Origin of the sequence: Tenacibaculum sp. Mcav3-52 (genome assembly GCF_022347665.1) — a bacterium.
Taxonomy (GTDB): domain Bacteria; phylum Bacteroidota; class Bacteroidia; order Flavobacteriales; family Flavobacteriaceae; genus Polaribacter; species Polaribacter mesophilus.
Map to the genome: position 1 here is coordinate 24,815 of NZ_JAKRGE010000007.1, position 25,179 is coordinate 49,993.

The following is a 25,179-nucleotide window of genomic DNA, read 5'->3' on the forward strand; positions in this document are numbered from 1 at the left end:
ACCTAAATTATCAAATGAAAAAACACTATTTATTTATATTGTTATTATGTTTCGGGGTAGTCTCCGGAACGGTAGCACAAACTATTTTAAAAGGTACCGTTGTGTCTAAAACAGACGGAGAACCCATTCCCGGAGCAACTGTTCTTATTAAAGAGCAAAGTAAGAATGGAGCAGCTACCGATTTTGATGGTAAGTTTACGCTAAGTGTAAATAAAGATCAAGGAACCTTAGTAGTTTCTTTTATAGGGTTTCAAACACTAGAACTTCCTTTTTCGGGAAGCCAAGAGTTTTCAATAGCACTTAATGAAGAGTCGAGCGTTTTAGATGAGGTAGTACTAATTGGTTATGGTAGTGCAAAAAAAGGAGATCTTACTTCAGCAATTTCAACAGTAGAAAACATAGAATCTATGTCTAGTAGGCCAGTATCTACGTTAAATGATTTTTTACAAGGAAGTGTATCTGGTGTAACTGTTTTACAACAAGGAGGAGATCCATCTGAAGACGGTAAAGTAGTAATTAGAGGGTACGGTTCTTTTGCGAATGAAGAACCTCTTACAGTTGTAGATGGTGTACCGTATTACGGGCCAGCAATTAATCCTAATGACATCGCATCGGTATCTATTTTAAAAGATGCAGCAGCTGCTGCAATATACGGAGCACAAGCAGCTTCTGGTGTTATTGTAATTGAAACTAAAAAAGGGAAAAAAGGAAAACCAAGAATTAGTTTTGACTTTTATAGCGGTGTGCAATCAGCAGCTAAATTACCTACGCCTTTAAATGCAAAGCAACAAGCAGATGTATACAATATGGCGGCAGATAATGCAGGTGCTCCAAGACAGTCTGCTCACGATGCAGAACAAAATCCATGGGGTCAAGTAACACGTACTAACTGGATGGATGCTATTTTTAGATCAGGAGCTATGTACAATACCAATATGAATATAAGTGGTGCTACTGATAAGATGAATTATATGACCTCTTTTGGTTATCATAAAAAAGAAGGATTATTACTAAATACCTATTCAGAACGTTTTTCTTTTAGAGTAAAAACAGACATACACCTTACAGATAATATTACTATAGGTGAAAATGTGTATTATTCAAGAAGTGAAGCAGTAGGTACAAACTCAACAAGTTCTTACTCAGGTAGTATTGTAAATGCATTATACATGCCGTCATCAGCACCAATACGTGATGCAAACGGAAATTTTAGTGGAGTAGTACCAGAAAATTTATCAAATTATGCAGGAGCTTACGGAGACGTATATAATCCTGTAGCCTTGTTGTTACGTCCAGATATTAGTAATCCTGTTAATTACTTAAACGCGAATGTATATCTTAACTATGATATTACGGACGGATTAAAGTTTAAAACGAGTTATAGTTATAGTACTACAGATACAAAATATAAAAAATTCTCTCCTAGAATTCCTGAGTTAGGTAGAACGAACTTAAACAACTATTTATATCAGAGCTATTCTGATAACAAGCGTTGGGTATGGGATAATCAATTAAGCTATAAAAAGAGTTTTGGAAATCATAATTTAGATCTTACCGCTGTTTACTCGTCACAGTTTACCGATTACGAATACTATTTCCAGCAAGGAGAAGGATTTAGTAGTGAAGAACCTTTCAATCAATTCATGTCTAATGCATCAGTAATTAGAACTCCAGAGACAGATGTGTACGAGGATGCTTTAACTTCTGCGATAGGAAGGGTGCTATATAACTATAAAGGTAAGTATTTCTTATCAGGAAGTATTCGTAGAGATGAAACCTCACGTTTAGCTAAAGAAAATCAGGCAGATTATTTTCCATCAGCTTCAGCAGCATGGAAAATATCAGGAGAAGATTTCTTTAATATTGAAGCTATTAATAATTTAAAAGTAAGAGCATCTTGGGGACAAATAGGAAATATAAACTCTGTAGGGTATTACTCTTTTGATGTTCCTTTAAACACCACAAATGTTATTTTAGGAGCAGATGGTTCTTTAGACGATAAAGGTACGTATGTAGGAAGACAATCAAACCCTAACCTTAAATGGGAAATTTCAGAATCTTTAGACTTTGGAATTGATATGAATTTATTCAACAACCGACTTTCTATTGTTGCTGATTATTTTGAGAAAACCACAAAAGGAATGATTATTCCTGGACTAGAAGATATTCACCAAGGAACGTCGGCTGCTGATGTAAATGGAGGAGAAGTTAAAAACACAGGATATGAATTTGCAGTTTCGTATAAAGATTATGTAGGAGACTTAAATTATAGTATTAGTGCAAACGCTAGTTTTCTTGATAATGAATTAAAGAACCTTAATGGGTATAACAGTAGTGGAATTGATTATATAGCACACTCAGATAATGTTAGAAGCACATTATACCCATACAGATCTGTAGTAGGAAAAGAATTATACTCAACTTACTTAGTGCCTTACTTAGGAATTTTCCAATCACAAGAAGAAATCAATGCACATAGTAAAGATGGGCAATTAATACAGCCCAACGCAGTACCGGGAGATTTTAAGTTTCAAGACACTAACAACGATGGTAAAATAGATAATAACGACCGTGTTTTTATGGATAGTTATTTACCAGAAGTAACCTATAACTTAGGATTAAATTTAGATTATAAAGGATTTGATTTAAATATGAATTTCCAAGGAGTAGGAGGTGTTAAAGTATTTAATGCATATAAGTTTACAGCTTTCAATGCTTCTCAACAAGGATATAATTTAGATAATGGTGTATTAAACGCTTGGACTCCTGAAAATACAAACACAAATATTCCAAGATTATCAACACAAGATAATAATCAAACTTATGGAACTACATCTAGTTGGTATTTAGAAGACGCTTCTTACTTACGACTTAAAAACGTAACACTTGGTTATACAGTACCAACAAGTAAAATGAGTTCTGTATTAAGTCAATCATCATTAAGAATCTATGTTTCAGGAGAAAATCTGTTTACAATCACAAACTATAGTGGAATGGATCCTGAAGTAGGAGGTAAGGGATTAGATGTAGGTAGATATCCTTCAGCAAGAACTATCTCTGCAGGAATATCATTGTCATTATAACAAAATAAAAAATAAGAAGATGAAAAATACATATATAAAACTAATTGCATACATCGTAAGTATTCAAGTAGGATTTGTTTCCTGTTCAGATGATTTTACAAATCTAGATCCATTAGGAAGTACTTCATATGAAAACTTTTGGAAAACAGAGCAAGATGCTCTGGAAGCAGTAAACAGTTTATATTATTATATGAAAGATGATGATATGTTTGGAAGAGGGTTCTTTTGGTATATCAATGCATCAGACGATATGGTAACAGGACGACTAAATGCTACAGCAGATAATGTGAAAAATTTTAATATAACTGGAGATGAAGGTTATACCTCTTGGATGTATCCTCAAAGTTATAAGATAATAAGGAGAGCGAACGATGTTATTTTAAATGTTTCGCAAATGAATATTAGTCAGTCAACTAAAAATCGTTTGTTAGGCGAAGCTTACTTTATGAGAGGGTTTCATTATTTCTGGTTAGCACATACCTATGGAGATAATGATAAAAATGGAGGTATCCCTATTGTTACCGAAGATAATATGAACAATGAAGCAGGAAGTTATAAACGACCACAAAGCGTCATAGAAAATTATGAATTTGTTGTTGAAGACCTAAAAAAAGCGGCAAACTTATTGCCTCTTTTTACAGAAATGGGAGAAGGTGATTACGGACGCGCACATAAAGATGCAGCCTTAGCTTACATTGCAAAAACCTATTTGTATTGGGCACAATACGACAGTTCTAAATATGCTGATGTGGTAACTTATTGTGATGCAGTAACAAATTCAGGATCGGGTAGAGCACTTATTGATACAGATAACCCTAAAAAAGATTTCAGGTTGTTACACAGTCATCTTAATAACTGGACGAGTGAATATATTTGGTCTGCTAATTCAGGTGTTGAAGGCGGAAGTATTTTACCAGGTGTAATGTTAGAAAATAAAGGCTGGGGGCAATATAACGGTTGGGGATATTATACACCAACAGAAAGCTTGTATAACGAATTTGAACCTAACGATGCAAGAAGAGAAGTAACCATCTTAAAATTTGGAGACGAGTTTGAATTTTTTGGAGAAACAAAAAGATACCAATCAGAAAACTCACTATCAGGGTTTCAGTTCAACAAATACATGTATGAGTATACATTTGAAAATCCTGTAGGAGCTTATATAAATTCCAACGGTAACTCACCAACAACACTATATAATACTCCAATACTGCGTTATGCAGAGATTTTATTAATGAAGTCGGAAGCATTAATACAACAAGGAGGAAACGGAGATGCTGATTTAAACAGCGTAAGAGAAAGAGCAGGATTAGCTTCAGTTACCAATGCTACATTAGAAGATATAAAGCACGAAAGACGAGTTGAGTTTGCTGGTGAGTTTGCTAACAGACACTACGATTTAGTACGTTGGGGAGATGCTGCTGAAGTATATAGTAAACCTTTATATGGTAGAATTCACACAGATAGATCAAACCCAGATTCAGACTACACTGTTGAACAAGTGTGGCAAGCAAGAAATTTTGACCCTAGTTATATGCATGTATGGCCAATTCCTAATGAAGCAATTATCTCTTCAGGAATCAAGCAAAACATAGGATGGTAATTTTAGTCATTTTTTTAGTTTAATTTAAGTTTAACGAAAAGATGTCGTTGAGGCGGCATCTTTTTTATAAATGCATAAAATGAAATTTATTCAAAAGATATTTTTATACCTAATACTAGGGGTAGGAGCTATACAAGCACAAACCTCAAACCCTACTTATAAAGTACATTCTCACAACGATTATAAACAATCTGTTCCTTTTTGGAAAGCCTATGCAGCGGGAGTTCATTCTTTAGAAATAGATGTAATATTCAAAGATAATACCCTATTTGTAGCACACGAAACAGCTGAGATTATCAGCAAACACACTATAGAGTCGCTTTATTTAGATCCTTTAAGAACTGCTTTAAAGAATGATCTTCAACTTACACACAAAATACAGTTGTTAATAGATGTAAAATCAGAACCTTACAGTACGTTAAATCATTTAGTAAAAATATTAAAGAAGTATCCTGATTTAACTAAAAATGAAAATATACAGTTTGTTATTTCAGGTGGAAAACCACAGGTCAAAGATTATGTAGACTATCCGGATTATATACAATTCGACCATCAAAAATTAACTAAGATTTTAAACCAAGAAGCTTGGAATAAGGTTGGGTTAATTAGTGTTGATTATAAAAACTATTCTGTATGGAACGGAAAAGGAAGAATGGTTGCAGATGATCTTAAAAGAGTAAAAAAAGTAATTGAAACAGCACACAATTTAAACAAGCCTTTTCGTTTTTGGGGAGCGCCAGATTCAGAGTCAGCTTGGAAAGTTTTTACAGATTTAAAAGTTGATTTCATAAATACCGATCAACCTTTTGAAGCTACTAAATACCTAAAAAGCTTATCAAAAAGAGTAAGTTTTAATAAAGAAAAATCAGAAGTTTACAAACCTACATTCGCCTACGATCAAAAAAACAAAAAAGTAGAAAATATCATCTTATTAATTGGTGATGGAAATGGAGTATCTCAAATTTCAGCAGCAGCTTTAGCAAATGGTGGAAATTTAACATTAACTCAATTAAGAAGTGTTGGGTTTTTAAAAACACAATCTTCAGACGATTTTACAACAGATTCTGCTGCAGGAGGTACAGCTATAGCAACAGGAACCAAAACATACAATAGAGCAATTGGTGTAGGACCAGATGGCAAACCTGTAAAAAACATCAGTGAGTTATTAGTAGAACACAATTATAATATTGGCTTAATTACTACTGATGAAATTACAGGAGCAACACCTTCGGCTTTTTATGCACATCAAAAAGATAGATCACATATGCAACAAATAGCAAGAGATCTTGAAAAAAGTGAGATTTCATTGTTTATAGGTGGTGGAGCAAAACACTTCTTAAATAAACAAACGATGCCCTTCAGTATTAAAAATACTATTGAAGAAATTGCTAACGATGAAGAAAAAGTAGGAGTTTTTACAGCAGAAGGAGGTATGCCAGGAATCAAGCAAGGAAGAGGTAATTTTTTAGCAAAGGCAACTCAACGTAGTTTGTCTTTTTTAAAGTCGAAAAAAGAACCATTTTTATTAATGGTAGAAGGAGCTCAAATAGATAGTTATGGACATTTTAACGATACCCATGGAATTATAGCAGAAGGAATTGATTTTGACAAGGCGGTAACTGAAGCGATAAAATTTGCAGATGCTAATAAAAATACCTTAGTAATTGTTACAGCAGATCATGAAACTTCAGGGTTTTCTATTCCACAAGGAAATGTAGAAAACCATATGATTGAAGGAGACTTTACAACTCACGATCATACAGGAGCAATGGTGCCTTTGTTTGCATACGGTCCACAATCAGATAAATTACAAGGGGTTTATGAAAATAGCGATCTTTTAGGGAAGGTTCTAGAAATCTTAAAGGTAAAAACTAATGAATAGATCAAGATTTTTTTTCGGTTTATTAGTACTTATAGTACAAGTAGCTTTAGGACAATTGCCTAAAGTTTCAGGAAGAATTTATCATGATAAGAATCAAAATGGAATTTATGACAGTGGAGATAAAGCCCTTAAAGGGATACTTGTAAGCAATGGAAAAGATGTTGTAGCAACAAATACTAAAGGGATTTATAAAATAAAGACTTTAGAGAATAATCCACTATTTATTATCAAACCAAAGGGGTACGTTTCACCACGTACCCCACAAAATAATTTGAAGTTTTACTATCTATTTCAAGAGTTAACCAATAAAAAATCATTTGATTTTCCGTTATATATTAATAAGGAAAAAGACAAGGTGAAAATAGCGTTGTTAGGAGATCCTCAATCAGATGTAATTGATGATATTCATCATGTTAATAAGTTGGTAACAGAAGAATTAGTAAAAAACAAACCAGACTTAATAATTCCATTAGGAGATCTTTCGTTTGATAATCTTAACATATTTAAACCTCTATCAGAATCATTAGGGTTGGTTGGAGTACCTGTGTTTTATGTAATAGGGAATCACGATTTAAACTTTGGAGAACAAGAACTTTCTAATAGAGACAAAACTTTCGAAGCTTCGTTTGGACCTTCGTACTATGCTTTTGAATACGGAAACAACCTGTTTTTGGTGCTCAACAACAATTTCCCAATAAATAATCGTGAGTATATAGGTAAGTTTGATGAAGATCAATTAACATTTGTGTCTCACATTACTAAGAAGTTTGCAACCAAGTATAACTCGATAAAAGTTTTTACGCATATCCCTTTGGAGTATACAAGTAATAAGGAAGAATTCATATCATTAATGAATCCTTTTGACAAAGTATTGATTGCTGCGGGGCATACACATACACAATACCATAGCTACTTTCAAAGAAATCAGAAACCAGCAGTTCATCAGTTAGTAGGAGGAGCGGTTTGTGGTGCTTGGTGGCAAGGAGCGCACGATATTCATGGAGTTCCATTTGCGATGATGTATGATGGTACCCCAAAAGGATATTGGTTCTTAGAAACAGAAGATAAAGATTATCATCTTAGTTATAAGGTTTCAGGAGCACCTATAGAAAAGCAAATGTATATTTGGGTTCCAGAGAACAAAGAATGGGATACAGAAATGAACATTTTAAATGAACCTTATGTATATGCGAATGTGTTTGCAGGAGGAGAATCTACAAAAGTTGAGGTTTCTTTTGATGGTACAACATGGCAATCTATGGAGTATTATCAAGGAGTAGCACCAGAGTTAAAAAGATTTTATTTACTTCAAGAATTAGGAAGGTATAAAGGACAAAAACTATCTAAAATGCCCAAACCAACTACAAAAAGTAAACACCTATGGAGGCTTAAAATATCTGAAAACCTTTCAAAAGGAATGCATTTAATAAGAGTTAGAGTGAAAGACGACTTATTAAAATTACAAGCAGAAGACGTAAGAGTTTTTTACAAGCAATAACAAAAGGAGGGGAGTTTCTTGATAACGGTCATTTCGAAGGAGGTTACGACTGAGAAATCTTAAGGTTGTGAGTTACTTGTATTTTTTCTTATTGTTATTCTTTTTCCATTGATGAAAAAGAACCAAAAAATCTAGTCTTTCGAAACCTTCACTCGAAAATTATCATCCTCGAAACTAAATGAAAAGAACTCGCTGTCGCTCAAACAGCTTTTCATTTTTGACGTTTCTTGTGGTGTAATTTTCGGTTTGTTTTCTAAGGACATTTTATAACCGTCATTGTGAGGAGTGAAGGACGAAGCAATCTTTTTCTCGGGTACCGTCACCTCGAACATTATCGAGTTCAAAATATATTTTAAACGAAGATAGCTTACGAAGTAAGTTGAGAGGTCTTAAAGTTATGAGTAACTACCATTCAAGAGATTACGTCACTTTCCACTTCGACTTCGCTTAGTGTCCGTTCGTAATGACGTTTTATTATTGTCATTGTAAAGTAAAGAAGGCTTATGAGTAAAAACCGACCTATTTTTATTTTGCTAGAATTCAAGGTTATGGAGTATAAGAGAATCCAAAGAGTTTACGGTCTGGATTCGAATACGGAATACAACGTAGAATTCAAAAAAGGAAAAATAAGTCTTGATTTTTTGTTTCGTTTTGTATCAAGACAAAATGAAAGTGTATGTTTGTGATTAACTCAAATTCAATGCATTACGTCACTTTCCACTTCGACTTCGCTCAGTATCCGTTCGAAATGACCGTTTTTGATTTACTGGATTAGGTTGTTATCCAATTTGACTTTAGTGTGTGTAAGTAACTTTATTAAGAATACTCGTAAGTACGTCTTTTTTCTAACCAGGAACTCACACTACCAAGTTCACGAGCTTGATAAAAATTATTCTCTCGTAGAATACAGTCGTTAGAAGCGTTAGTGTCTATTTTAATAAATCGGTATAAAACCAATTTTATAATAGACTCTCTTACTGACTCGTAGGTAGCTCCGTTATTTTTGTTAGTGTTAATTACTTCTTGAATAAAATTATCTATTCTATTAAATTTAGTATCAGTTAATAAGGCTTTAAAAACTACTTCTTCCATAATTCATGATTTTATATATGCAAAATTACTTGTTGGAATAATGATTTAAAAGGTGATATATGCAGAAAAAAATGTGGATTTCCGAAGTGTTTTTTATTGTAATAATAAAGAGTAGGGAGGAAGTAACCTGTTTTTAAACTATCGTTATTGCGAGGAGGTATGACGAAGCAATCTGTTTGTTGATTATTATCACCTCGAACAGATGTGAGAGGTCTCAAAGTTATGAGTTGCTCTTATTCATGAGATTACGTCACTTTGCAGCATTTCGTTCGTAATGACGTTATGTAATGTTGGGTGGAATAATAAAGAAGTGTCAACTTACTTTAAAGTTAATTCTCTATGCTCAATTCCCCATTTAACCATCACATCTAAAGCAGTATGTAATCGCATTCCAGATTCTGTTAATTCATATTCAACCGTAACAGGAGTGGTATCGTAAATAGTACGCTTAATAATTCCGTTAGCTTCCAAATCTTTCAATTCTTTAGATAACATCCTTGGAGAAATTTTTCCAATATTTCGTTGCAATTCTTTAAAGCGCATTTTACCATATAACAAGCTACCAATGATAGATAGTTTCCACTTTCCGCTTATTACATTTAAAGTGTCTCTTAATGCTAATACATATTGAACAGAGCATCTTTTTAGCTCTTCCATTTGAACAACTGCTTCCATGTTTTTTTGGGTTTGGTATACTTTTGTATACTGGTATACTAAAGTATAGTAGTTACTTTTGTATAGCAAATATACATACTTTTGTGATATAAAAATAAGTAAACATAAAAGAATGAAACACTTAGTAATTGTAACACACCCAAATATTGAGGAGTCAAGAGTTAACAAAACTTGGATAGATGAGCTACAACAGCATGAGGATAAAGTATCCATTCATCAATTATATAAAGAGTATCCAGATTTAAATATTGATGTAGCAAAAGAGCAAGAGTTATTATTGAATTATGATAGTATTATTATTCAATTTCCGTTGCATTGGTTCAACACGCCATTTTTATTTAAAAAGTGGATGGATGAGGTATTAACGTATGGTTGGGCTTTTGGACCTGAAGGAGATAAGTTAAAAGGAAAAAAAATCCGTTTATCAGTATCTACAGGAGGTACTGAAGAAACCTATAACAATTTTGTGTCTTTAGAAGAGTTATTAAAATCAGTGACTGTTTCGTTTCAGTATTGCGGATTAGAAATGTTGCCATTACACGTGTTTTACGGAGCTAATGACAATCCGAAGTTTGAAGATATAAAAGTAAATTCTAAACAATACGCAGATTTAATCTTATAATTATAAAAACCATAAACAATGAAAAATTTAAAAAATCCTTTAGTGTTCGTATTCATTGCATTTGCAACACTATCGTTTACTACCATTATAAAAGAAGTAAAAAAAGTAAATACCAAAGAAAGTAAAGTGGTATGGAAAGGTTATAAAGTAACAGGTTCTCACGAAGGAACGGTTAGTTTACAATCAGGAGTATTAAACTTTGAAAAAGAGAAGTTAGTAGGAGGGGAGTTTACAATAGATATGACTTCTATAGCTGTGACAGATTTATCTGGAGAGTACCAAAAGAAATTAGAAGGGCATTTAAAATCAGACGATTTTTTTGGTGTGAATAATCATCCAACAGCAAAATTAGTTTTTACTAAGGTAAAAGCTAAAGGAAAGAATTCGTACGAAGTAACAGCTGACCTAACAATTAAGAATAAAACAAATCCTGTTACTTTTCAAATTTCTGTATATGGAGGAAAGGTAACAGCATCGTTAAAAGTAGATAGAGCAAAGTATGATGTAAAATACGGTTCTACAAGCTTTTTTGATGATTTAAAAGATAAAGCAATTTACGACGAGTTTGATTTGGTAGTTGATTTGGTTTTTTAAAACCCAGCTAAGATTGTATGTATACCTCAAACCAATGTTTGGGGTATGTTTTTTAAATAGAGTTAAACAAGAATCCCTTATGAAACGAACGACGTTTTTACAGTTATTAGGGTTAGCATCAGTAAATTTGAGTATGGGAACATTAAGAGGTTTAAAAAAGTTATCAGATAGTTTACCTGTTTCTCAAACAATGCCAGTATTGTTTTTAGGACATGGTAGCCCTATGAACGCGATTGAAGAAAACGAGTTTACGAGAGGTTTTCAACATGTTTCAAAAACACTTCCAAAGCCAAAGGCAATCATTTGTGTTTCGGCACATTGGTTTACCAAAGGAACAAAAGTAACAGCAATGGAAAAGCCTAAAACAATTCATGATTTTAGTGGTTTTCCTCAAGAGTTATTTGAACAGCAATATCCAGCAATCGGAAGTCCTGAACTAGCAAAAGAAACCAAACAATTGTTACATCCTAATTTTGTAGAATTAGATGAGCATTGGGGGTTAGACCATGGTGCTTGGACCGTATTAAAACATTTATTTCCGAAGGCTGATATACCCGTAATTCAATTGAGTATTGATTATACCAAAAATGCTAACTATCATTTTGAATTAGCCAAACAGCTAACATCGTTAAGACAGAAAGGTGTATTGATTATTGGTAGTGGAAACATTGTTCATAATTTACGAATGGTTGACTGGAAAAATTTTGATAAGGATAATTACGGATATGATTGGGCTATTGAAGCAAGAGAAACGGTTAACACATATTTATTAGAAGGAAATTATCAACCTTTGATTGATTATACAAAACAGTCAAAAGCTTTTCAGCTTGCAATACCAACACCAGATCATTATTTACCGTTAATTTATAGTTTAGGATTGCAACAAAAAAATGAAGAAATTCAGCTTTTTAATGATAAACTATTAGCGGGTTCTTTAAGTATGACCTCGCTAAAAATAGGATAATAAAAAAAAGTCTGTATAGATGTGGTCTAAACAGACTTTTTATAAAAATAAGGAGGGGTTACGATTTTTGTTTTATTGCATTAATCGTTGTTCTTACCACAAACCAGCAGAAACATACAATACCTAAAGAGAATACAATATCTCCTATCATTCGCATCCATTTTAAAGTTTGTACTGTTGGATTGTATAATAATTCAGGATCTCTGGCAAAAGAATATCCTTTGGTAATAGAAGTGTAAGCTTGAATTATACCAACAGGTAGTAAGCTTAACACAACCATTAAAACTAACCCACCATTTAAAAACCAAAATGCATTTTTTACGAGCTTTTCGTTCCAAGCAATGTTTGAATACAAGCGTAGGCAGATTAAAATAAAGCCCATACCTAACATTCCATATACTCCAAATAGTGCGGTATGTGCGTGTACAGCAGTTGTGTTTAATCCTTGAATGTAATATAGAGCAATAGGAGGGTTGATTAAGAACCCGAAAACACCAGCACCTACCATGTTCCAAAAGGCAACAGCAATAAAGAAAAAGATAGGCCATTTGTAACGTTGAATCCAAGCATTCTTTTTCAATAAATTCCAGTTTTCTCTAATTTCAAAGCCCATTAAGGTTAATGGAACCACTTCTAAAGCACTAAACGTAGCTCCTAAGGCAATGGCTTGTACTGGAGTTCCTGAATAATATAAGTGATGTAAGGTACCAATGATACCACCTGCTAAGAAAATGGTAGCTGAGGCTATCGCTGTTTTTCCTGCTGTTTTGGTAGAAATAATTTTCATACGAGAGAAAATATAGGCAATAATCACCGTAGCAAATACCTCAAAGAATCCTTCTACCCATAGATGTACGAGCCACCATCTCCAATAATTAATTACAGGGAGAGAACTGTTTTCTCCATACATTAATCCTGAGAAAAAGAACATACCAATAGCAGCTACAGCTATTAATAGGATAGAAAGTAAATGTTTTGAGTCGTCTTTTTTACGGATACCATACAGTACGTGTCTACCAACCATAACTACCCATAATATTAAACCAATACCTAAGAATATTTGCCAGAATCTACCTAAATCCATGTATTCATATCCTTGGTGACCAAAGAAGAAGTTAGTAGTTAAATCCAAAAATTGGTGCACACCTAACCATTCTCCCAACATAGAACCCAAAACAATAATTAACAAGGCGATAAACAAGAAATTGATTCCGAAAACTTGGTACTTCATTTCTTTACCACTAATAATTGGAGCTAAGAATAATCCTGTTGCTAACCATGTAGCGGCAATCCAAAATACAGCAAGTTGTGTATGCCAGGTTCTAGAGATAGAATACGGAAGATATTCTGATAAATTAAAACCAAAGAAAGCTTGACCCTCTACCGTATAGTGCACAGTAACAATACCCAATACAACTTGTAATACAATAAGAAGTGAGATGACTAAAAAGTATTTTAATACTGCTTTTTGAGAGCTGACTAACTTTAAGTCTAATAAAGGATCGTTGTTTGGGTTTGTTACTACTTCTCCTTTTTCATGATTTCGAATGTAGTAATAGGTCAACACTCCAATAAATAGTAACAATAAAATTATTGAGAACCCTGACCAGAGTTGTGAATCGGGAGTAATTGTATTGTTAATTAACGGTTCATGAGGCCAGTTAGAAGTATAGGTATAGTCTTGATTGGGTCTTTCTGTACTGGCAGCCCAAGAAGTCCAGAATAAAAAGGCATTAAGCTTAGCTAGTTTATCAGTATCTGTTAATGCTCCTTCTGGAATGGCATATTGTTCATGACCTTCTGAAAAAATGCTTGCATAATACGCAGCGTTTGCTTCAATGGCTTCTTTTCGCTCTTTAGAAATTGTTATTGATTGGTCTTTTTCATTAAAGGTGTTGGTTCTAATATCTTTTACCAAACGAGCTTTTAAAGCAGCTTTGTTTTCTTCATCTAAAGCATCATAGTTGGTATTAAAGTCTTTTTTAGCCCAGTAGTTTAATAAGTAAACAGCTTCTTTGTGAATCCAATCAGCTGTCCAGTCTGGAGCTACATAACTCCCATGACCCCAAATAGATCCGACTTCCATACCTCCAATAGATTCCCAAACATTTTGTCCATCTTGTATGTCTTTTTTAGTGTATATAGTTTCATTACTTCCGTTAACTTTTACTGTTTCAGGTATAGGGGGTTGGGTTTGATAAATTTCTGTACCTACCCATATTAATGCAATAAATGATAATACCACTACTGCAATAAATCCAGTCCAAATTTTTCTCATTATTAGTTATTTAATTTAATTGATTTTCTAATTTGATTGCTTTTTTAAATAGAATATTGTTTTCTAAATGAATGTGTTTGTGTAAGTCTTCTTCAAACTCTTGTAGCATTGCTAAAGCAACTTTGTAAGTGTTACAAGCGTCTTCAGGGGGAGTGTAATTATTGGTAAGTTTTGCAATTGTTCTAAATCTACTACCTTCATTATCATGTTCAGTATGCATCATATTTATAGGATTTTCTACCGTACCAAATGGAGGAGGAGAAAAGGGAGTATTTGAGTTACTCGCTTCAACTAACTTTTTTATAAAAGGAAATAAAATAAGTTCCTCTTTTTTCATATGGGTAGTAAGTTCTCCTGCACTTTCTTTAAAGAGTTGCAAAACCTCGTGTAGCTCAGGATGGTTGTTACCATGTACTTTAGCTAGTTTGGTTAAATATTCTAAAATTTCAGGAATTTGTTTTTCCACATAGGTATGGTGATTTTGGTAGATATAATCACACAAAAAATCTAAGGACCAGCTTTGATAATCGTTAGTAGATTTAGAACCTTTATCAATGCGAGTTAGTTTATTGATTAATATATCAGGAGCAATGTTCTTTTTTTTAGCAACCTCTTGAATAGTTCTGTTACCGTTGCAGCAAAAATCAATTCCGTATAGTTTAAAAATTGTAGCTGTTTTATAGTTATTTGCAACTATGTCTGCTATTGTTGTGTTGTTATTTATCTTCATTTTGTTTTTATTTAATGTTTATAAATTATAAAAAGACCTTTTTATCTTTTATTATTCTAAATTTTTTTATTCTCGTTTTAGCCAAAAAGTATTTTTCTTGTCGTTGGTATATAATACATCATGTAGGGTGTTTCCTTCTAACATTTTTCTCAAGTTATCTCTAATCTCTACAAATTTAAAGTGAAGAGGGCAGGGAGAGCTATCGTCGCATTGTTTTAAACCCAATCCGCAACCCGTATAAATACTATCACCATCTAATACACGAACCACATCGCTTAAGCGAATTTTTTTAAGGTCAGCTTTATTAATTACAAATCCGCCATAAGGACCTTTAATAGAATCAATGATATTATTTTTTGTTAAAATTTGTAATATTTTCCCTGTGAAAGCTTCAGGAGAATCAATAGCGGCAGCAATAGTTTTTACACCAACTTTATTATCTAAGCTAGATTGTTCTGCAACAAAAATAGTTGCTCTTAAACCGTATTCACAAGATTTTGAAAACATATAAAATAATATGTTACAAAGATATTAGTTTTCTTTATAAAAGACACTAAAGTCTTTTATTTTTTTATAAAAAAAGCATCATAAAAAAATGATGCTTTTGAATGTTTTTAAGACTTAGTTTTTTCGGTACCAGTAAGCGGTTCTACCAAAGGCAGCAAAACCTATGTAGCCTCTAATCTTTAACTTGTTGTCGTTTTCAAGTTTAATATAACATTTATATTCTTTTCCGTTTTTAGGATCTAAAATTTTTCCACCACTCCATTCATCACCATCTTTTTTTAGACCTGTTAAAATATTCATTCCTAAAATAGGATTGTTTTTACGCTTTCCACTACACTTATCACAAACAGCTTCTTGACGATTTTTGTCTGTGATCTCAATAATTTTGGCGTAAGCCTTTCCATCTTTTTTATATACTTCTATTACAGAGTCAACTTTATTGGTTTCTTCGTCACGATTTTCCCATTTTCCGAAAATAGTTTGTGCGCTCATCGATAAGCTAACGGATGTAAATAATAAAGCAAAAAATATTTTTTTCATAATTTAAAAGTTTTAATAGTATTTTAATTCTCAAAAAGTATTCCAATTAATTAATCGTATTGTGCATCAAAGTTACTATCCCATTTTCCTTGTACACGTAATACTTGTTCTATAATATCTCTAGCACAACCATTACCTCCAGTTTTATCAGAAATGTATCTTGAAATTTGTTGTATTTCACGAGCAGCATCGTTAGGGCAAGAGGGCATACCAACGAGTTTCATTACAGGGTAATCAGGGATGTCATCTCCCATGTATACTATATTTTCTGGGTTTAGTTTGTATTTTTTAACCAATTCATTAAACTGTTGAATCTTATCATGAGCTCCTAAATAAATATCGGTAATACCTAAGCCTTCTAAACGTGTACGCACTCCTTCGTTTTTTCCACCAGAGATAATACAAACCTTATAACCAGCTTTTACAGCTGCTTTTAAGGCGTATCCATCTTTAATATTCATTTGACGTACAAGCTGTCCGTCAGGAAAAACGGTTACGATTCCGTTAGTTAATACTCCGTCTACATCAAAAATAAAGGTATCTATTTGAGGTAAGTATTCTTTATAACTCTTTTCCATTTTGTTGGATTGATTTTGTAATAAGTTTATAAATTTCTTGTTGTTCAGCATTTAATAATGCTAAATGGTTTTGAATAGTTTTTTGGTCATTTCTTTTGGCAGGACCTGTTTGTGCTGCCTTAGGACTCAATTCGGTTATTTTTTGAGCTGTTTCCCGAATTAGAGGTAGTAATACTTCAAAAGGAACTTGATATTCGTTGCAAATATCAGCGCCAATTTTATACATGTGATTAGTGAAATTGTTTACAAAAACGGCAGCAACATGTAATCGTTTACGTTGCTCCGAGTTGATTCGATATACCTTTTTTCCAATAGATTTAGCAAGGGTCTCTAATAACTGCAAATCTTCTTCGTTTTCAGCTTCTAAACAAAAAGGAATTTCATCAAAGTTTACATCTTTGTCTTTAGAAAAGCTTTGTAATAGATAAAAAATACCCTTGCGTCCACTGTTTTGTAACGATTGCATAGCTACACTACCAGAAGTGTGTACAACTAAGCCGTTTTTTTGTTCAATTTTACGAGAAACATCATCAATAGCATCATCAGAAACCGCAATGATATACACATCGGCTTCTGTTAAAAGTTCTATACTATTTGTAATAGGAGTAACTTCTTTTAAATGCTCTATTTGCTCTATACTTCGAGCATACATTTGTACTAACGATACTTCGTTTGTTTTACTAAAAGCATTGGCTAAATGTGTAGCTACATTACCGCCTCCTATAATGGCAACCTTAATCATAGCACGAAGATATTGAAATTAATTAAAATTATTTTCGCATATTTGTACCATTATGATTGTATAAGTCACCTCAAATAGTTGTGTTGCTTGAGCAACAAATAGTTATGTCTTATTTCTTTTAAGACAATTTTATGTATTTATAAAACTTTATAATGACTGAAAACAATCAAACATCAAAACAAACTATATTCTCACTTTTTAAAGATGCTGTTTTAGGAAGACAGCAAGATTTTACGACAGGAAGTATTGGTAAAGCAATTTTTGTATTAGCAATTCCGATGATTTTGGAAATGCTGATGGAATCTATTTTTGCCTTGGTAGATATTATTTATGTATCTAGAGTAAGCGTAAATGCTGTAGCTACTGTAGGGTTAACAGAGTCTGTACTTACGTTAGTGTATGCTGTAGCCATAGGGTTAAGTATGGCAGCAACAGCTTTAGTCGCTAGAAGAACAGGGGAGAAGGATTTAGAAGGAGTAAATCAAACAGCAGTGCAAGTTATATTTTTAGGAGTTTTTATTTCTATCCTTATTAGTATTGTTGGAATTGTATATCCGAAGGAAATATTAGCACTTATGGGAGGCGAGCCTGATTTAATTGCTGAAGGTTACGGATATACTCGTGTATTATTGGGTGGAAACATAACAGTAATGTTATTGTTTTTAATCAATGCTGTTTTTAGAGGAGCGGGAAATGCATCCATTGCAATGTGGACGTTGATTTTATCAAACGGATTAAATATTATACTTGACCCTATTTTTATTTTTGGGTTAGGTCCAATACCTGCATATGGAGTAGAGGGAGCGGCTATTGCAACAACGATTGGAAGAGGGACGGCAGTTATAGCGCAATTAGGAGTATTGTTTTTTGGAGCAGGTAAAATAAAAATAGCGTTTAAAGATTTAGTGGTTAGAGTTTCTGTAATGATAAACTTAATAAAAGTATCATTAGGAGGAATAGGGCAGTTTATTATCGGAACTTCAAGTTGGGTATTTTTAATGCGAATTATGTCCGAATTTGGTAGTGAAGTGCTAGCAGGATATACAATTGCCATTCGAATAATGATGTTTACCTTGATGCCTGCTTGGGGAATGAGTAATGCAGCAGCAACATTGGTAGGTCAAAATTTAGGAGCAGAACAACCTGAGAGAGCAGAGAAGTCTGTTTGGATAACGAGTAAATATTGTGCAATTTTTATGGGAGCAGTCTCATTGATTTATATATTCTTTGCTCCAACTTTTTTAGGATGGTTTTCTGAAAAGACTGAAGTTGTTGAAAATGGAGCTTTGTGTTTGCAAATTATGGCAGCTGGATACATAGCATATGCTTATGGAATGGTTGTAATTCAATCTTTTAATGGTTCAGGAGATACCAAAACACCAACCTATATCAACTTTGTGTGCTTCTGGTTATTTCAATTACCGTTTGCATACATAATGGCTATTACGTTAGATTTTGGTCCTATAGGAGTCTTTTTAGCAATAACTTTAGCAGAAATTTTAATAGCTGTTGTTGGTATTTGGATGTTTAAAAAAGGAAAATGGAAAACAGTTAAAGTGTAAACTTCATTTAGTAAATTAGCTATAATTATTTTAAAGGAAGTACTATATAAAACAATACAATAAATGAAACTAGATATATTAGCTTTTGGAGCGCACCCTGACGATGTTGAATTAGGATGTGCAGCGACCTTAACTAAAGAAATTTCAGAAGGAAAAAAAGTTGGGATAGTTGATTTAACTCGTGGAGAGTTAGGAACAAGAGGTTCTGCCGAATTGCGTGATAAAGAAGCATCAATAGCCGCTGATATTTTAGGAGTATCAATACGAGAAAACCTAGGTTTTGCAGATGGTTTTTTTAAAAATGATAAAGAACATCAACTAGAGGTTATAAAAATGATACGTAAGTATCAACCAGAAATAGTGTTGTGTAATGCTATTGATGATCGCCATATTGATCATTCTAAAGGAAGTCAGTTAGTGTCTGATGCTTGTTTTTTAAGTGGTTTGCTTAAAATAGTAACTGAGTTAGATGGAGCTCAACAAGAAAAATGGAGACCGAAACAAGTTTATCACTATATACAATGGAAAAATATTGAACCTGACTTTGTGGTAGATGTTACTGGTTTTATGGACAAAAAAATAAGTTCAGTTATGGCGTATTCATCACAGTTTTTTGATCCGAAAAGTAATGAGCCAGAAACGCCTATAACTAGTAAAAACTTTACCGATAGTATAGAGTATAGGGCAAGAGATTTGGGTAGATTAATAGGAGTTGATTTTGCAGAAGGCTTTACATCAGAACGTTACGTGGCAGTAGAAAATTTAAGTAAATTAATTTAAAAAAAAGTTTTGCCACAATGTAAAAAGAATGTATATTTGCACCCGCAAGTTACATGGTGATTGTAGCTCAGCTGGTTAGAGCGCCGGATTGTGGTTCCGGAGGTCGCCGGTTCGAACCCGGTCTTTCACCCAAAAACCTTCTCAATTTGAGAAGGTTTTTTTGTGTTTTAAATTTACTTTTAAAATTAGTGTTGAATAAAAAAGCCTCTCAGTTTATTGAGAAGCTTTTCTGTTTTCTAGCCATTGCGCGTATTTGTCTTTATGTTTAAAGCGTTTGTGTGTCCATAAATAAAACTCTGGTTGTGCTTTGATATTTTTTTCGGTAATTTCTAAATACTTGTCTGTTATTTGATAGTTTTCGAAATCTTTTGGATTTTCTGTTATCAGTTCAAATTCAACTTCAAAATAACCTCTCTTAACTTTTTTTGCAACATAGTTGACTACAGCAAAGTTATATTTTTTTGAAAGTATTTCAGCTCCAGTATGTACTGGAACCTTAATACCTAAGAATTTAGCCCAATAATGAGTTTTGTGTATTTGAGGAGATTGATCGCTTAATAATATGTATATTCCTTGTGTGTTATTTTTGTAATTTTTGTGAATTCCTTTGACAGTTTCAGAAGTTTTTAAACCAATAATTCCGAATTTAGTTCTTGAAGTTTTTACAGCTTTTTCAAAGTATTTGTTGGCAAGCCTTGTATAGGCACCAAAAACTTCTCCGTCCAAAACTAAAGGAAGTCCAAAAGACCATTCCCAGTTAGCTTGATGTGCTCCTACTAAAGCAATGCTTTTACCTTCTTTAGTTAGTTTGTTTACTAGTTCAGGGTTTTTGTATTTGTAGCGTTTATGTATTTCTTTTTTACTAATGGTAAAAGACTTAATGCTTTCAAAAATTAAATCGACAAAGTGTTTGTAAAACTTTCTTGCAATGTTTTTTATTTCCTTGTCGCTTTTATCTGGAAAAGCTTTTTTTAGATTTTCTACAACCACTTTTTTACGGTATCCAATAAGGTTGAATATAATAAGACGGAAAAAGTCAGAAATTATATATAATAATCTCATGGGTAAAATTGATAGCATCCATATTAGTGGATAAACAATAATAAATAAGAATAGTTTCATTAAATGATATTTTTGACAAATATCGTATTAATTACTGAATGATTTGTTTTGTTAACTTTTGTTTATGTTTGTGGATAAATATAAATTATGAGTCAAATTATTATTATACTAATTGTAGCTAATGTGTTGGTATCTTTAAAAGGATTTAGTGATGCAGCTTTTTTTGATCGTTATAAATTTCAAGTTCAAAGAATATTAGGGGGAGAGAAAATACGAATGTTAACTTCAGGTTTTTTGCATGTAGATTGGTTGCATTTAGGATTTAATATGTATGCTTTGTATTTATTTGGAAAAGTAGTTGACTCAAGTTTTGGTACATTCAATTTTATTTTAATCTATTTTGTAAGTTTAATATCGGGAAGTATGTATTCGTTGTATCAACATAAAAAAATGCCTTATTATAGTGCGGTTGGTGCATCAGGAGCTGTGTCTGGAGTAATATTTTCTTCTATAATGTTATATCCAAGTATGGAGTTGGTTATGTTGCCAATACCAATACCAATTCCAGGATATGTTTTTGGTGTAGGATATTTATTGTATTCTATTTACGGAATGAAAAAACAAGTAGGTAATATCGGTCATTCCGCTCATTTAGGAGGTGCTATTGGTGGATATTTGATAACATTAGTGTTGCGACCAGGTGTGATAACAAATCATACAATAATGGTTGGTATTATGGGAGTAATTATTCTAGGATTGTTTTTATTTGGAGATAAGCTAAATAAATAAAAAAAACCGAAACATTAGTTTCGGTTTTTTTTGAGCGGGAGACCAGGTTCGAACTGGCGACATTCAGCTTGGAAGGCTGACGCTCTACCAACTGAGCTACTCCCGCGGTAAAGACTTTTGTAATTTCTTACAATTATGTAGAATTTGAGCGGGAGACCAGGTTCGAACTGGCGACATTCAGCTTGGAAGGCTGACGCTCTACCAACTGAGCTACTCCCGCGGTAAAGACTTTTTGTAATTTCTTACAATTATGTAAAAATTTGAGCGGGAGACCAGGTTCGAACTGGCGACATTCAGCTTGGAAGGCTGACGCTCTACCAACTGAGCTACTCCCGCAGTAAAGCGGTTGCAAATATAATACTGCTTTTGTTATTTACAAAGACTTTTTTGTAAAAAAAAATGAAAAAAAAGCACACTTTTTATAAGTGTCAGATAATGAGTTAAGTATTTTTTTTAGAAGAACACTTATTTAAAAAAGAAGTTAATTCAATATTAGCACTTGGGCCATAAGCAGCTAAAATAGTGCCTTTTGTTCCGTCGTGCATTGTTAATATATAAAGAATACTTAAATCAGCAGGGTTAGAATAACCTTCATACCTATACTCTTCATCAATAGTAACGTCTTTAACGGTATATTCTTTTTTAGTATCTACGTCAATTAATTTATTATTAATAAGATGATAACTAGCAGTGTATCCTTTGTTTTTATAATATTCAATTTTATTTATTTCATGTTTAGAATTGTTATTCATAGTGTATGAGTATTAAAGTTACATTCAAAAGTATAGAATCAAAAAGAACAAGATTAACTTATATGAGTTAAATATTAATCTATTTAAGTTAATTTATAAAACCATATGAAACTAATTTTGTAATAAATTAATAAACTAAATTAATGACTGTGTTAGCAAAACATAAAAGGCAATTATTATTTATTTACTCCTGTGAATCCAGTTTTAGTAAAGAAATGTTAGCTTATGCTTCTGCCGTAGATAAAAAGCTACAGATTATAAATATTTGTAAAGAAAAAATTTCAGATACAATATGGTTAGAAATAGCTGCTATGTTAAATGTAACATTAGGAGAGTTGTTTTCACCTAAGCACTCAAATGCTGAGAATGTAGGAGATGTAACGAGCTTTGATGAGACAGACTGGTTGAAATTAATAAATAGCAAACCTAGTTTGTTACAGGTTCCTATTGTTGTTAATGCAGATAAAGCTTTGAGAATTAAAGAAAAAACTGATATGATGAATGTGTTAGATAATTAGAAAATAATTTTAGGGAGTAAGCCGAAAACCCTTTAAGAGAGTAGGTATAAATTTAAACTGAATAATTATGAAAATATCAAAATTAATTTTAGCAACATTATTAACAGCAGTTGTAATGGTTTCTTGTGAAAACAAAAAAGAAAAAAAAGAACAGGTAAAAGAAAAAATGGATGAAGTGGAAGCGAGCGTAGAAGAAGGAATAGATGAAATTGAAGAGAGTTTTTCTGACCTAGGTGATTATACTTTTGAAAAGAAAAGTGAGGTAACAAAATCAATTAACAAAGGAATAGATAAATTAGATGCTGAGATTGATAAATTAGAGAAAAATGTAAGTGATAGTTATAATGATGCAAGTGAAAGTGTAAAGAAAGAGCGTCAAGAATTGTTAGCTTCTTTAAAAAATAAAAGAACAAAACTCAAAGCAAGCATGGAAAAATTAAAGAATAGTTCTGAAGATACTTGGGATGATGTGAAAAAAGGGTTTGAGAAAGCTTATGATGATGTAGAGAATGCTTTTGATAAATTAGCTGATGAATTAAATAGTTAATATACATTTTACAAATAATCCATCCTAAAAAAGCAGTTCACAACGAACTGCTTTTTTTATTTGTGATAATTATAAAAACTTTTTAAATGGTTACAGATTTTTTCAAATTTATATCCCAGTAGTATGCATTGTTTATAATAACTTTAAGGATAGTAATGGTGTGAAGGTTATTATTTTTTAAGTCTTGTTGTGAGAGTAACTTATCTATAATTCCTTTTGATTCGTAATGAATGCCCTTACCTCTGATTGATAAATATTGTTTGTCTGTGTTATTAGTAAAAGTTAAGAGTAAGTCATTATCTTTTTCAATGTTTTTATAGTGTTCAGATTCTTTATCTGATAAAAACCACAAAGCTCCATCATTGTCAATTGTTTTAACAGTCATAGGGCAAACCGAAGGGTTTGGTTTACTTAACGAACTAATTAACATGCATGTTGGGGTGTTTATTAGGATAGACTGAATTCTTTCAATAGCATTTTTATCTACTAAATCATTTTTTTTCATCTGTCTAATCTTTATAAAATAATTATGTACAAAGTTGAGGAAAGTATAGTTTTTTTTTAACTCAAAAAGAAAAAAAAAGAGCTTATATAATATTATGTTAAGTGTTTTTTAGTAGATACTTTATTAATTTAAATTGTTTTTTAAGTTCATTTTAACTTTACATTAAAAAATAAAAGTAAAATAATCATTTAAGAGGCTTTGTAAAAGTTTAAAAAAAACTACTTTTGATTGTTTGGAGGGAAGAGTAGTATTTAATAATGTAAATTGACATGAAAATTTATTTAAAATTTGATGCTAACACAGCTTTAAAATCTTTTTTAACGTATCATTTAAAAGAGTTAAGCTTGCCCTTTTATGTAACAAGCTCTCAAGAAGTAGTTTTTGAAAAGGAACTTTCTTTAAATGAAAAAGAAAAAATAAAAGAATTATTAGCTCCTTTTAAAATAGATATTACTAACGATGAAAAGTTAGATGTTGTTCAGCGAATAAAAATAATTATTGATGAGATGTTGAAAGATGAAGCAGCAGCAAGGGTGAATGCTTCTGATTATTTGTCTGATAAGTTAAATTATTCGTATGCTTATTTATCTAACTTGTTTTCTGAATCAAACCACACCTCAATAGAAAACTACATAATTTTAAGAAAAGTAGATGTAGTTAAAGAATTATTGTTAAATAGTAATTTAACATTAACTGAAATAGCCTATAGATTAAACTATAGTAGTGTCGCTCATTTGTCAGGGCAGTTTAAAAAAGTAACTGGACTTACCACTTCTACTTTTAAACGTATAGTGGAAAAACGTAACCAATAATCAGGTATTAGTTAATTATGGCTAAAGATAAATTAAAAATTATTTTAACAGACGATGATATAGATGATCGTATGTTTTTTGAAGATGCTATTGAGGAGATAAATATTGCCTCAGAGCTAAAAACATTTAACCATGGACAAGATTTAATGAGTTATTTGTGTAATGATTGTAAAGAGCTTCCAAATTTAATTTTTTTAGACTTGAATATGCCTATTAAAAATGGTATGGAATGCTTAATAGATATTCGTAAAACTCCAAAATTACAAAGTATAATAGTAGCTATATACTCAACATCTTCTTCAGAAGAAGATATTGAAGAGGCGTTTGTTAATGGAGCTAATATATACATAAACAAACCTACATCTTTTAAAGAATTAAAGAAAGTTATAAAAAAAGTACTGCAAATTAATTGGCAGTACCAAACTTCAAATTTAAATAAAGATAACTTTTTATTAAGAATTTAG

At 32.2% G+C, this 25,179-nt stretch carries 25 protein-coding genes and 4 tRNA genes; 15 read left to right on the forward strand and 14 right to left on the reverse strand.

What is annotated here, in order from left to right:
• Positions 1-14: 14 nt before the first annotated feature.
• From MHM83_RS14805 to MHM83_RS14820, 4 genes are all read left to right on the forward strand, one after another.
• On the forward strand, positions 15-3,083 hold the full coding sequence (locus MHM83_RS14805) for a SusC/RagA family TonB-linked outer membrane protein (protein WP_239180593.1): 3,069 nt from the start codon (positions 15-17) through the stop codon (positions 3,081-3,083).
• Between the two features lie 19 nt (positions 3,084-3,102).
• A complete protein-coding gene (locus MHM83_RS14810) occupies positions 3,103-4,686 on the forward strand; it encodes a RagB/SusD family nutrient uptake outer membrane protein (RefSeq protein ID WP_239180595.1) in 1,584 nt (527 codons plus the stop codon).
• A gap of 79 nt (positions 4,687-4,765) precedes the next feature.
• On the forward strand, positions 4,766-6,568 hold the full coding sequence (locus MHM83_RS14815; RefSeq protein WP_239180597.1) for an alkaline phosphatase: 1,803 nt from the start codon (positions 4,766-4,768) through the stop codon (positions 6,566-6,568).
• Complete coding sequence (locus MHM83_RS14820) at positions 6,561-8,066, forward strand: calcineurin-like phosphoesterase C-terminal domain-containing protein (RefSeq protein ID WP_239180599.1); 1,506 nt, start codon at positions 6,561-6,563, stop codon at positions 8,064-8,066. The genes MHM83_RS14815 and MHM83_RS14820 overlap by 8 nt, the downstream gene beginning before the upstream one ends.
• An 816-nt stretch (positions 8,067-8,882) precedes the next feature.
• On the opposite strand, the gene MHM83_RS14825 is transcribed toward MHM83_RS14820, so the two are convergent.
• On the reverse strand, positions 8,883-9,158 hold the full coding sequence (locus MHM83_RS14825; protein ID WP_159495380.1) for a hypothetical protein: 276 nt from the start codon (positions 9,156-9,158) through the stop codon (positions 8,883-8,885).
• A gap of 318 nt (positions 9,159-9,476) precedes the next feature.
• A complete protein-coding gene (locus tag MHM83_RS14830) occupies positions 9,477-9,833 on the reverse strand; it encodes a winged helix-turn-helix transcriptional regulator (protein ID WP_125344477.1) in 357 nt (118 codons plus the stop codon).
• Between the two features lie 112 nt (positions 9,834-9,945).
• On the opposite strand from MHM83_RS14830, the gene MHM83_RS14835 reads away from it, so the two are divergent.
• The 3 genes from MHM83_RS14835 (at position 9,946) to ygiD (ending at position 12,013) form a co-directional block, all read left to right on the forward strand.
• Positions 9,946-10,455 carry an NAD(P)H-dependent oxidoreductase gene (locus MHM83_RS14835; protein ID WP_239180601.1) on the forward strand — a complete coding sequence of 170 codons (510 nt, stop codon included), beginning with the start codon at positions 9,946-9,948 and terminating at the stop codon, positions 10,453-10,455.
• Between the two features lie 18 nt (positions 10,456-10,473).
• Positions 10,474-11,049 carry a YceI family protein gene (locus tag MHM83_RS14840; RefSeq protein ID WP_239180603.1) on the forward strand — a complete coding sequence of 192 codons (576 nt, stop codon included), beginning with the start codon at positions 10,474-10,476 and terminating at the stop codon, positions 11,047-11,049.
• Between the two features lie 133 nt (positions 11,050-11,182).
• A complete protein-coding gene (gene ygiD / locus MHM83_RS14845) occupies positions 11,183-12,013 on the forward strand; it encodes a 4,5-DOPA dioxygenase extradiol (protein ID WP_239180771.1) in 831 nt (276 codons plus the stop codon).
• Between the two features lie 58 nt (positions 12,014-12,071).
• Here ygiD and MHM83_RS14850 read toward each other — a convergent pair whose 3' ends face one another.
• From MHM83_RS14850 to MHM83_RS14875, 6 genes are all read right to left on the reverse strand, one after another.
• Positions 12,072-14,291 (reverse strand): nitric-oxide reductase large subunit, encoded by a 2,220-nt coding sequence (locus MHM83_RS14850; protein WP_239180605.1) that lies wholly within the window; start codon positions 14,289-14,291, stop codon positions 12,072-12,074.
• A 10-nt stretch (positions 14,292-14,301) separates the two neighbouring features.
• Positions 14,302-15,021 (reverse strand): iron-sulfur cluster repair di-iron protein, encoded by a 720-nt coding sequence (ric, locus tag MHM83_RS14855; RefSeq protein ID WP_239180607.1) that lies wholly within the window; start codon positions 15,019-15,021, stop codon positions 14,302-14,304.
• 66 nt (positions 15,022-15,087) lie between these two features.
• Positions 15,088-15,528 carry an RrF2 family transcriptional regulator gene (locus MHM83_RS14860; RefSeq protein WP_047789250.1) on the reverse strand — a complete coding sequence of 147 codons (441 nt, stop codon included), beginning with the start codon at positions 15,526-15,528 and terminating at the stop codon, positions 15,088-15,090.
• 114 nt (positions 15,529-15,642) lie between these two features.
• The gene (locus MHM83_RS14865) at positions 15,643-16,068 is read right to left on the reverse strand and encodes a DUF2147 domain-containing protein (protein ID WP_239180609.1); all 426 of its coding nucleotides are present in this window, start codon (positions 16,066-16,068) and stop codon (positions 15,643-15,645) included.
• 50 nt (positions 16,069-16,118) lie between these two features.
• Positions 16,119-16,646, reverse strand: coding sequence for a KdsC family phosphatase (locus MHM83_RS14870; protein ID WP_047789248.1), 528 nt, complete (start codon positions 16,644-16,646; stop codon positions 16,119-16,121).
• On the reverse strand, positions 16,630-17,388 hold the full coding sequence (locus MHM83_RS14875) for a Rossmann-like and DUF2520 domain-containing protein (RefSeq protein ID WP_239180611.1): 759 nt from the start codon (positions 17,386-17,388) through the stop codon (positions 16,630-16,632). The genes MHM83_RS14870 and MHM83_RS14875 overlap by 17 nt, the downstream gene beginning before the upstream one ends.
• Before the next feature lie 152 nt (positions 17,389-17,540).
• On the opposite strand from MHM83_RS14875, the gene MHM83_RS14880 reads away from it, so the two are divergent.
• The 3 genes from MHM83_RS14880 (at position 17,541) to MHM83_RS14890 (ending at position 19,861) form a co-directional block, all read left to right on the forward strand.
• The gene (locus MHM83_RS14880; protein ID WP_159492446.1) at positions 17,541-18,950 is read left to right on the forward strand and encodes an MATE family efflux transporter; all 1,410 of its coding nucleotides are present in this window, start codon (positions 17,541-17,543) and stop codon (positions 18,948-18,950) included.
• Between the two features lie 63 nt (positions 18,951-19,013).
• Entirely contained in the window at positions 19,014-19,730 is a 717-nt protein-coding gene (gene bshB1, locus MHM83_RS14885; protein WP_239180613.1) for a bacillithiol biosynthesis deacetylase BshB1, read from the forward strand.
• 55 nt (positions 19,731-19,785) lie between these two features.
• Positions 19,786-19,861, forward strand: a tRNA-His gene (locus MHM83_RS14890).
• 82 nt (positions 19,862-19,943) lie between these two features.
• Here the strand turns inward: MHM83_RS14890 and MHM83_RS14895 are convergent.
• Entirely contained in the window at positions 19,944-20,852 is a 909-nt protein-coding gene (locus MHM83_RS14895; protein WP_239180615.1) for a lysophospholipid acyltransferase family protein, read from the reverse strand.
• An 87-nt stretch (positions 20,853-20,939) separates the two neighbouring features.
• On the opposite strand from MHM83_RS14895, the gene MHM83_RS14900 reads away from it, so the two are divergent.
• A complete protein-coding gene (locus MHM83_RS14900; protein WP_239180617.1) occupies positions 20,940-21,581 on the forward strand; it encodes a rhomboid family intramembrane serine protease in 642 nt (213 codons plus the stop codon).
• Positions 21,582-21,614: 33 nt separating this feature from the next.
• Here MHM83_RS14900 and MHM83_RS14905 read toward each other — a convergent pair.
• From MHM83_RS14905 to MHM83_RS14920, 4 genes are all read right to left on the reverse strand, one after another.
• Positions 21,615-21,687, reverse strand: a tRNA-Gly gene (locus tag MHM83_RS14905).
• Between the two features lie 41 nt (positions 21,688-21,728).
• A tRNA-Gly gene (locus MHM83_RS14910) sits at positions 21,729-21,801 on the reverse strand.
• A 43-nt stretch (positions 21,802-21,844) separates the two neighbouring features.
• Positions 21,845-21,917, reverse strand: a tRNA-Gly gene (locus MHM83_RS14915).
• Positions 21,918-22,021: 104 nt separating this feature from the next.
• On the reverse strand, positions 22,022-22,333 hold the full coding sequence (locus MHM83_RS14920) for a hypothetical protein (RefSeq protein WP_047789242.1): 312 nt from the start codon (positions 22,331-22,333) through the stop codon (positions 22,022-22,024).
• Positions 22,334-22,476: 143 nt separating this feature from the next.
• On the opposite strand from MHM83_RS14920, the gene MHM83_RS14925 reads away from it, so the two are divergent.
• Both MHM83_RS14925 and MHM83_RS14930 read left to right on the forward strand, forming a co-directional pair.
• Positions 22,477-22,851 (forward strand): arsenate reductase family protein, encoded by a 375-nt coding sequence (locus MHM83_RS14925; protein ID WP_047789241.1) that lies wholly within the window; start codon positions 22,477-22,479, stop codon positions 22,849-22,851.
• Positions 22,852-22,918: 67 nt separating this feature from the next.
• Positions 22,919-23,398, forward strand: coding sequence for a hypothetical protein (locus MHM83_RS14930; protein WP_159492436.1), 480 nt, complete (start codon positions 22,919-22,921; stop codon positions 23,396-23,398).
• An 82-nt stretch (positions 23,399-23,480) separates the two neighbouring features.
• On the opposite strand, the gene MHM83_RS14935 is transcribed toward MHM83_RS14930, so the two are convergent.
• Positions 23,481-23,903 carry a pyridoxamine 5'-phosphate oxidase family protein gene (locus MHM83_RS14935; protein WP_159492434.1) on the reverse strand — a complete coding sequence of 141 codons (423 nt, stop codon included), beginning with the start codon at positions 23,901-23,903 and terminating at the stop codon, positions 23,481-23,483.
• A gap of 269 nt (positions 23,904-24,172) precedes the next feature.
• Between MHM83_RS14935 and MHM83_RS14940 the strand changes: the two genes are divergently transcribed.
• Together MHM83_RS14940 and MHM83_RS14945 are read left to right on the forward strand one after the other, a co-directional pair.
• Positions 24,173-24,715, forward strand: coding sequence for a helix-turn-helix domain-containing protein (locus MHM83_RS14940; RefSeq protein ID WP_239180619.1), 543 nt, complete (start codon positions 24,173-24,175; stop codon positions 24,713-24,715).
• A 17-nt stretch (positions 24,716-24,732) separates the two neighbouring features.
• On the forward strand, positions 24,733-25,179 hold the full coding sequence (locus MHM83_RS14945; protein ID WP_047789238.1) for a response regulator: 447 nt from the start codon (positions 24,733-24,735) through the stop codon (positions 25,177-25,179).

Excerpts from the sequence above, each read along its gene's own strand:
- MHM83_RS14840 (WP_239180603.1), top strand. The coding sequence starts at position 10,474 with ATGAAAAATTTAAAAAATCCTTTAGTGTTCGTATTCATTGCATTTGCA.
- MHM83_RS14920 (WP_047789242.1), bottom strand. The coding sequence starts at position 22,333 with ATGAATAACAATTCTAAACATGAAATAAATAAAATTGAATATTATAAA.
- MHM83_RS14850 (WP_239180605.1), bottom strand. The coding sequence starts at position 14,291 with ATGAGAAAAATTTGGACTGGATTTATTGCAGTAGTGGTATTATCATTT.
- bshB1 (WP_239180613.1), top strand. The coding sequence starts at position 19,014 with ATGAAACTAGATATATTAGCTTTTGGAGCGCACCCTGACGATGTTGAA.
- MHM83_RS14815 (WP_239180597.1), top strand. The coding sequence starts at position 4,766 with ATGAAATTTATTCAAAAGATATTTTTATACCTAATACTAGGGGTAGGA.
- MHM83_RS14895 (WP_239180615.1), bottom strand. The coding sequence starts at position 20,852 with ATGAAACTATTCTTATTTATTATTGTTTATCCACTAATATGGATGCTA.
- MHM83_RS14930 (WP_159492436.1), top strand. The coding sequence starts at position 22,919 with ATGAAAATATCAAAATTAATTTTAGCAACATTATTAACAGCAGTTGTA.
- MHM83_RS14830 (WP_125344477.1), bottom strand. The coding sequence starts at position 9,833 with ATGGAAGCAGTTGTTCAAATGGAAGAGCTAAAAAGATGCTCTGTTCAA.
- MHM83_RS14835 (WP_239180601.1), top strand. The coding sequence starts at position 9,946 with ATGAAACACTTAGTAATTGTAACACACCCAAATATTGAGGAGTCAAGA.
- MHM83_RS14875 (WP_239180611.1), bottom strand. The coding sequence starts at position 17,388 with ATGATTAAGGTTGCCATTATAGGAGGCGGTAATGTAGCTACACATTTA.
- MHM83_RS14870 (WP_047789248.1), bottom strand. The coding sequence starts at position 16,646 with ATGGAAAAGAGTTATAAAGAATACTTACCTCAAATAGATACCTTTATT.
- MHM83_RS14900 (WP_239180617.1), top strand. The coding sequence starts at position 20,940 with ATGAGTCAAATTATTATTATACTAATTGTAGCTAATGTGTTGGTATCT.
- MHM83_RS14940 (WP_239180619.1), top strand. The coding sequence starts at position 24,173 with ATGAAAATTTATTTAAAATTTGATGCTAACACAGCTTTAAAATCTTTT.
- MHM83_RS14865 (WP_239180609.1), bottom strand. The coding sequence starts at position 16,068 with ATGAAAAAAATATTTTTTGCTTTATTATTTACATCCGTTAGCTTATCG.
- ygiD (WP_239180771.1), top strand. The coding sequence starts at position 11,183 with ATGGGAACATTAAGAGGTTTAAAAAAGTTATCAGATAGTTTACCTGTT.
- MHM83_RS14925 (WP_047789241.1), top strand. The coding sequence starts at position 22,477 with ATGACTGTGTTAGCAAAACATAAAAGGCAATTATTATTTATTTACTCC.
- MHM83_RS14880 (WP_159492446.1), top strand. The coding sequence starts at position 17,541 with ATGACTGAAAACAATCAAACATCAAAACAAACTATATTCTCACTTTTT.
- MHM83_RS14810 (WP_239180595.1), top strand. The coding sequence starts at position 3,103 with ATGAAAAATACATATATAAAACTAATTGCATACATCGTAAGTATTCAA.
- MHM83_RS14820 (WP_239180599.1), top strand. The coding sequence starts at position 6,561 with ATGAATAGATCAAGATTTTTTTTCGGTTTATTAGTACTTATAGTACAA.
- ric (WP_239180607.1), bottom strand. The coding sequence starts at position 15,021 with ATGAAGATAAATAACAACACAACAATAGCAGACATAGTTGCAAATAAC.
- MHM83_RS14805 (WP_239180593.1), top strand. The coding sequence starts at position 15 with ATGAAAAAACACTATTTATTTATATTGTTATTATGTTTCGGGGTAGTC.
- MHM83_RS14860 (WP_047789250.1), bottom strand. The coding sequence starts at position 15,528 with ATGTTTTCAAAATCTTGTGAATACGGTTTAAGAGCAACTATTTTTGTT.
- MHM83_RS14935 (WP_159492434.1), bottom strand. The coding sequence starts at position 23,903 with ATGAAAAAAAATGATTTAGTAGATAAAAATGCTATTGAAAGAATTCAG.
- MHM83_RS14945 (WP_047789238.1), top strand. The coding sequence starts at position 24,733 with ATGGCTAAAGATAAATTAAAAATTATTTTAACAGACGATGATATAGAT.
- MHM83_RS14825 (WP_159495380.1), bottom strand. The coding sequence starts at position 9,158 with ATGGAAGAAGTAGTTTTTAAAGCCTTATTAACTGATACTAAATTTAAT.